This is a genomic window from Tatumella ptyseos ATCC 33301 (genome assembly GCF_000735525.1).
Taxonomy (GTDB): Bacteria; Pseudomonadota; Gammaproteobacteria; order Enterobacterales; family Enterobacteriaceae; genus Tatumella; species Tatumella ptyseos.
The window spans coordinates 1-5,319 of the sequence record NZ_JMPR01000055.1 but is presented as its reverse complement, the minus strand read 5'-3'; the positions used below and the strand labels follow the sequence as shown (position 1 = coordinate 5,319).

9 protein-coding genes are annotated in these 5,319 nt (G+C 50.3%); 6 read left to right on the top strand and 3 right to left on the bottom strand.

Going from position 1 to position 5,319, the window contains the following annotated elements:
• Window positions 1-85: 85 nt before the first annotated feature.
• Window positions 86-331 carry a hypothetical protein gene (locus GTPT_RS18095; RefSeq protein ID WP_029990732.1) on the bottom strand — a complete coding sequence of 82 codons (246 nt, stop codon included), beginning with the start codon at window positions 329-331 and terminating at the stop codon, window positions 86-88.
• A gap of 250 nt (window positions 332-581) precedes the next feature.
• On the opposite strand from GTPT_RS18095, the gene GTPT_RS17615 reads away from it, so the two are divergent.
• The 3 genes from GTPT_RS17615 to GTPT_RS16520 all read left to right on the top strand — a co-directional run bounded on the left by GTPT_RS17615 (window position 582) and on the right by GTPT_RS16520 (window position 2,060).
• Window positions 582-1,079: an MbeB family mobilization protein gene (locus GTPT_RS17615; RefSeq protein WP_029990734.1), complete on the top strand. Its 498-nt coding sequence runs from the start codon at window positions 582-584 to the stop codon at window positions 1,077-1,079.
• 6 nt (window positions 1,080-1,085) lie between these two features.
• Window positions 1,086-1,295 (top strand): MbeD family mobilization/exclusion protein, encoded by a 210-nt coding sequence (locus tag GTPT_RS17610; protein ID WP_029990735.1) that lies wholly within the window; start codon window positions 1,086-1,088, stop codon window positions 1,293-1,295.
• Between the two features lie 363 nt (window positions 1,296-1,658).
• The gene (locus tag GTPT_RS16520; protein WP_029990737.1) at window positions 1,659-2,060 is read left to right on the top strand and encodes a VOC family protein; all 402 of its coding nucleotides are present in this window, start codon (window positions 1,659-1,661) and stop codon (window positions 2,058-2,060) included.
• Between the two features lie 98 nt (window positions 2,061-2,158).
• Here GTPT_RS16520 and GTPT_RS17605 read toward each other — a convergent pair whose 3' ends face one another.
• Window positions 2,159-2,455 (bottom strand): hypothetical protein, encoded by a 297-nt coding sequence (locus GTPT_RS17605; protein ID WP_156022695.1) that lies wholly within the window; start codon window positions 2,453-2,455, stop codon window positions 2,159-2,161.
• 272 nt (window positions 2,456-2,727) lie between these two features.
• Here GTPT_RS17605 and GTPT_RS16515 point away from each other — a divergent pair, with 272 nt between their 5' ends.
• Entirely contained in the window at window positions 2,728-3,528 is an 801-nt protein-coding gene (locus GTPT_RS16515) for a hypothetical protein (protein WP_029990729.1), read from the top strand.
• Window positions 3,518-3,919 (top strand): hypothetical protein, encoded by a 402-nt coding sequence (locus tag GTPT_RS16510; RefSeq protein WP_029990730.1) that lies wholly within the window; start codon window positions 3,518-3,520, stop codon window positions 3,917-3,919. The genes GTPT_RS16515 and GTPT_RS16510 overlap by 11 nt, the downstream gene beginning before the upstream one ends.
• 191 nt (window positions 3,920-4,110) lie before the next feature.
• Here the strand turns inward: GTPT_RS16510 and GTPT_RS17215 are convergent, their stop codons facing one another.
• Entirely contained in the window at window positions 4,111-4,245 is a 135-nt protein-coding gene (locus GTPT_RS17215; protein WP_071780128.1) for a replication initiation protein, read from the bottom strand.
• A gap of 654 nt (window positions 4,246-4,899) precedes the next feature.
• Here GTPT_RS17215 and GTPT_RS16505 point away from each other — a divergent pair.
• On the top strand, window positions 4,900-5,223 hold the full coding sequence (locus tag GTPT_RS16505) for a MobC family plasmid mobilization relaxosome protein (protein ID WP_029990731.1): 324 nt from the start codon (window positions 4,900-4,902) through the stop codon (window positions 5,221-5,223).
• Window positions 5,224-5,319: the final 96 nt, after the last annotated feature.

The window sequence follows — 5,319 nt, the reverse complement described above, 5'->3', positions numbered from 1 at the left end:
GCCGGAGGAAATCCGGGAGCTTATCGATGCCTCCCCGTATGCCAAAAAGTACACCTCTGGTGTCCTTTCCTTCGCCGAACAGGACTTAGTGCCCGGCCAGCGTGAAGAACTGATGGCGAGCTTCGAGAGGGTTCTGATGCCCGGACTCGATAAAGACCAGTACAGCGTGCTGTGGGTAGAGCACCAGGACAAAGGGCGGCTGGAGCTGAACTTCCTGATCCCAAACACGGAGCTGCTGACCGGCAGACGACTCCAGCCGTATTACGACCGTGCCGATCGTCCGCGCATTGATGCTTGGCAGACTATCGTGAACGGCAGGCTGGGGCTGCACGACCCGAACGCGCCGGAGAACCGGCGAGCGCTGGTCACGCCATCTGCGTTGCCGGAAGCGAAGCAGGAAGCCGCTCAAGCGATTACGCGAGGTTTGCTGTCCTTAGCCTCGTCCGGGGAGCTGAAAACGCGTCAGGACGTTACTGAGGCGCTGGAAGACGCAGGTTTTGAGGTGGTACGCACCACAAAAAGCAGTATCAGCATTGCCGACCCGGATGGGGGTCGAAATATCCGACTGAAGGGAGCCATTTATGAACAGTCTTTTAACGCTGGCGAAGGACTTAGAGCAGAAATCGAAAGCGCAGCAGCAGAGTACCGGCGAGATGCTGAAAGCCGCATTCAGCGAGCACGAGCAGTCTGTCAGAGCGGAATTGAGCGAAAGCGAGAAGAGAATCAGCGCCGCCATCCTCGACCACGACCAGAAGCTGTTCTCAGCCATGAGTCAGCGTACGAAAGGGATGCTGCGCATGGTCAGCCAGACATGGCTGACCATCGTCCTAGTTTCCGTCCTGCTGATCGCGTCGAGCGCGGGCATTTTGTGGTGGCAGGGGCAGCAGATGATCGACAATTACACGAGCATCCTGGAGCAGAAGGACGCGCTGGAGAAGCTGAACGCGCGGACGTGGGGCGTGAGGTATCAGGAAGACAATCAGGGGCGTTTTCTGGTGCTTCCGGAAGGCGTGAAAGCGGACACGAACTGGACGTTCGACAACGGCAGGAAGAACGGCATCAGACTGGTGCAGGAGTAGAGCAGCATGACGGAGCTGGAAAAACAGTTGCTGAGCGCATTAGAGCAGCTACAGCAGGACTACTCGAAAAGGCTGGACGAGTGGGAGAATGCCTTCGCGGAATGGCGGAGGATGTCTGGTCTTATGCAACGGGAGAACGCTGCGTTGAGCGAGCGCGTCACGGCCTTGAGCAGGCAGGTGCAGAGTTTGAGCGAGCAGCTACGCCGGTTGTCGTAAAGCTGAACAGTATTGAGGCACTTCGGGAGCAGGAGCGTATGGAGCAGCACGAGAAGGAGTTGGAGCTTGAACGCTCGCAGCGTCAGCAGATGTATGAGGGACCGTCGCTATGATAAACCGGAGAAAACAGCGATTTCAGGGCGGGTTTGTTCTGAAATCAGGCGTCAGTCATGTGGATGCATAACGATTCATAGCCTATGAAATCACAGGAGCGATTCTGGGCGGTTTTCTGGGGGTAAGGCAGCGTGTTTCATGGCTTTGGCCTCAGGATCGCTCTGAGGCCGTTTGAGCGGTGCGCGCAAGAAGGGCTTATGTTAAATGAGAGTGTCCGGGCTGTTGTGCCTGAAACCAGATGGAGCAGAAATGAGAACGCAAAAGCGATGCATGGGATACGTGGCGATTGTGGTTGATGATTACGACCGCGCGATTGAGTACTACACCGACAAGTTGGGCTTTACCTTGGTTGAAGACACGCCGCAGCCGGGTAAGCGCTGGGTTGTGGTGACGCCGAACCCGGAAAGCGACTGTAATCTTCTCCTGGCCCGCGCTTCAAATGAACGGCAGGAGGGATTCATCGGTAACCAGTGCGGCGGGCGGGTATTCTTGTTCCTGCAGACCGACGACTTCTGGCGCGACTACAACGCCATGAAGGAAAAAGGCGTCCACTTCTGCCAAGAGCCGCGGGAGGAGGAGTACGGAATGGTGGTGGTGTTTGAGGACATCTACGGCAACCGTTGGGATCTCTACCAGAACGCGCAACCCTGACCGCCCTGAGGCTGCGCACGCCGAGGTGTTATGGTAAATGCGCCTGCTAATCAGGCGAAAAAAACCGCCACTAGTGGCGGTTTTTTTTCGTGTGAAAGTCAGACCTCTGGAGGCAGCTGACCCTGTGGCTGAAACTGCGGGACATTCAGTTGTAAGTGCAGCAAAATCCCTAATCCATTTCCAGTCTCTAAAGCATTTGACCAGCCAGCAGATAAAGCCTCACCAATAAACCAATCCTTTGCCCGTTGGCAGTAATTTGCTACTGCAGTTGCTGTATTTGATTGATTGTAGAGACTTACTACGAGATCTCGTGAAGCTAAAAAAGTTGGGTTGCCAACAGTAACATTGCGTGGGTCCGGGAAGTTAAAAGGTCGTCCCATTTGAGGTGTAGTCATGTTTTTTCCTGTTTTTTCTACTTGTTTCGCATGATGCGGCGGGCCTTAATGGCACCGCTCAATACAGGTGTGGGTAAAACCAATGAAAACAAGTAACCCCATGAGTGAGCGTCTTTTTTTTGTTCAATTTATTGAGTTCAACATTGGGATGTTATGGTAAATGCCTGCTAAGGAAGTAAGGTAGATGCGCAATAATTTTTTTATTTTGCTTTATAGCAATGCTATCTTTGCCATCTGATGTGGGAGTGCATCATTTTTTGAGGGTTATAGTTATGCCTCCAGTGGCTAAAAGGGCTAGTGTAGAAGCGCTCGACTTAATAAATAGAGCTATAAAAAATAAGCGCAGCTTGTCTGATTTTGAAAGAGTAAAGATAGAATCTCATCTGGTCTCAGCTAAGAGGTCGGAGATAATGGCTTATTACACGGTGTCTGCTTGTTATTATGCTCACATTGCAGACATTGAAAATCTATTCCTGTGCGCAGATTATGTTTTTTCGCATGATTATGATCTATCTAGTGCAATGAATATTTTGTTTGCATTATATAATACATGCCAGTACGAGAAGATCGTTGCCATCCTTAAAGGAAGTGGCTTTGAATCTCTTGATAATCATCATTTTATCGATATATCAGTTACTGCCTATTCTGTATGTGATGAGTTCGGCGAGGTCGAGAGCATTATGGAAAATATGGATAGTGGATTATTGGAAGAAAAAATTGTTAGAAATGCGTTCTTTTTCTCAAAAAGAATGCAGGAGAATTTTTCTTCCAATGAAGATAGAGCTGAGTTGTCACAATATTTGTTATCTGCATTATCCCTATATGGCAAGTGCGTTGGGGATACTTATCGTGACGAAATTGGTGAGGCTAGTTTAGAATACACCTTCTTTGAAGATGAGGGTGAGAAGTTATTTGATTTGAAGTTTACATTCGATTCTGAAAATGAAGATGCTATTTTTGACGCTGAGGATGATTTCCTTAGTAAGGTCTCTAAGTTAAATTACAAACCTTCTGTTAGGTCAAGGGTTTCTTTTTCTTTTGATTCGACTGCTGGGGCCGGCAATGATAAATGAAGTTAGCCTGTTGGAGTTTTCAAAAAGTGAGTATGCTCGATTTAATGATGCGTCGTACTCAAGCAATAACCCTGAAGTGGAATACAGGAATTGCGCACGGGTGGCTTACTACTCCTTGTATCATCTTTTGAAAGATATTGCTGATGGTCTACCTGGTCAGTATGAGCAAAATATCGGTAGTCATGAAAGGGTTATTCGAAAGCTAATGACCTTTGGTGATGACAATCAGAAGTTATTTGCTGAAAAACTTAAAAGTCAAAGAGCTATTAGAGTCAGCGCTGACTATAATTTAAAACATCCTTTTAGGAAATCCGAAGCATATAAATCATTACGATATGCTGAAAGTGTGTTTGCTCTCGTCGCTGAATCTAGTGAAAGTGCTACTGGTTAGTCTTGACCTATGCTGAGCAATCAGCGTAGTCTTTTGTCCTGAAACGAAAAAAACCACCCTGGCAGGTGGTTTTTTCGAAGGTTAGTTAATCCTGGCAGATTGTCTAACCTAGGTAACAGTCTATGTGCGAGACGTGTCACCAAATCTGTCCTTACAGTGTAGCCGTAGTCAGGCCACCACTTCAAGAACTCTTACTGCATCTCTCGCACATCCTGCTTACCAATGGCTACCGCCACTGGCGATTTGTCGTGCCTTTCCGGGTTGGACTCAAGTTGATAGTTACCGGAGCGGGCGTGGTAGTCGGACTGAACGGGGGGTTCGTGCATACAGTCCAGCTTGGAGCGAACTGCCTACCCGGAACTGAGTGTCAGGCGTGGAATGAGACAAACGCGGCCATAACAGCGGAATGACACCGGTATACCGAAAGGCAGGAACAGGAGAGCGCACGAGGGAGCTACCAGGGGGAAACGCCTGGGATCTTTATAGTCCTGTCGGGTTTCGCCACCACTGATTTGAGTTCCGAAAACGCATTGTTTTTGTGAAACTCGTCAGGGGGGCGGAGCCTATGGAAAAACGGCAACGCCGCATCCTCCTTCTCGCTCTTTCTGATTCTCGTCCCCCTTTGCTTCATGCCTTTCTTTGTGAGCAGGTAACGCCCGCCGCAGTCTCACGTCAGGAGCGTAGCGACCGAGTGAGCGAGGAGGCGTCATTTCATCGTTACTCGTATTCTGCACTTACGCCCTGCATCCGCATTTTTCCTCTTCCACATGAAGCACTTTCATAAATTACCACTCCGAACTAACATAGGAAGCCAGTATACACTCCGCTAGCGCTACGTGACTGGTTCAGGGCTGCGCCCCGAAACCGGCTAAAAGCGACTGACGCGCCTGCGGCTTGTCCAACACCGCACCGACCGGGAAAAGATTCCCCGTCCGCCTTGGCGTTATCAGGAGGCCAGATTGGCAGACAAACGCAGCAAAATGCTCACAATGTGGGTGACTGAAGATGAGCACCGTCGTTTGCTAGAACGCTGTGACGGAAAACAACTTGCTGCTTGGATGCGGCAGACGTGTCTTGATGAGAAACCCGCCCGCACTGGCAAACTTCCTTCGATTTCACCGGCTCTGCTTCGTCAGTTTGCTGGCATGGGTAACAACCTTAATCAGATCGCCCGGCAGGTTAACGCCGGTTCAGGCAGCGGACATGACCGTGTGCAGGTTGTCGCTGCGCTGATGGCCATTGATGCCGGACTGGAACGGCTACGGCACGCCGTATTGGAGAAGGGTGCTGAGGATGATCGTTAAGTTCCACCCTCGAGGCAGTGGCGGTGGCGCCGGTCCGGTAGATTATCTACTGGGCAAAGACCGGCAGCGCAACGGTGCCAGCGTTCTACAGGGGAA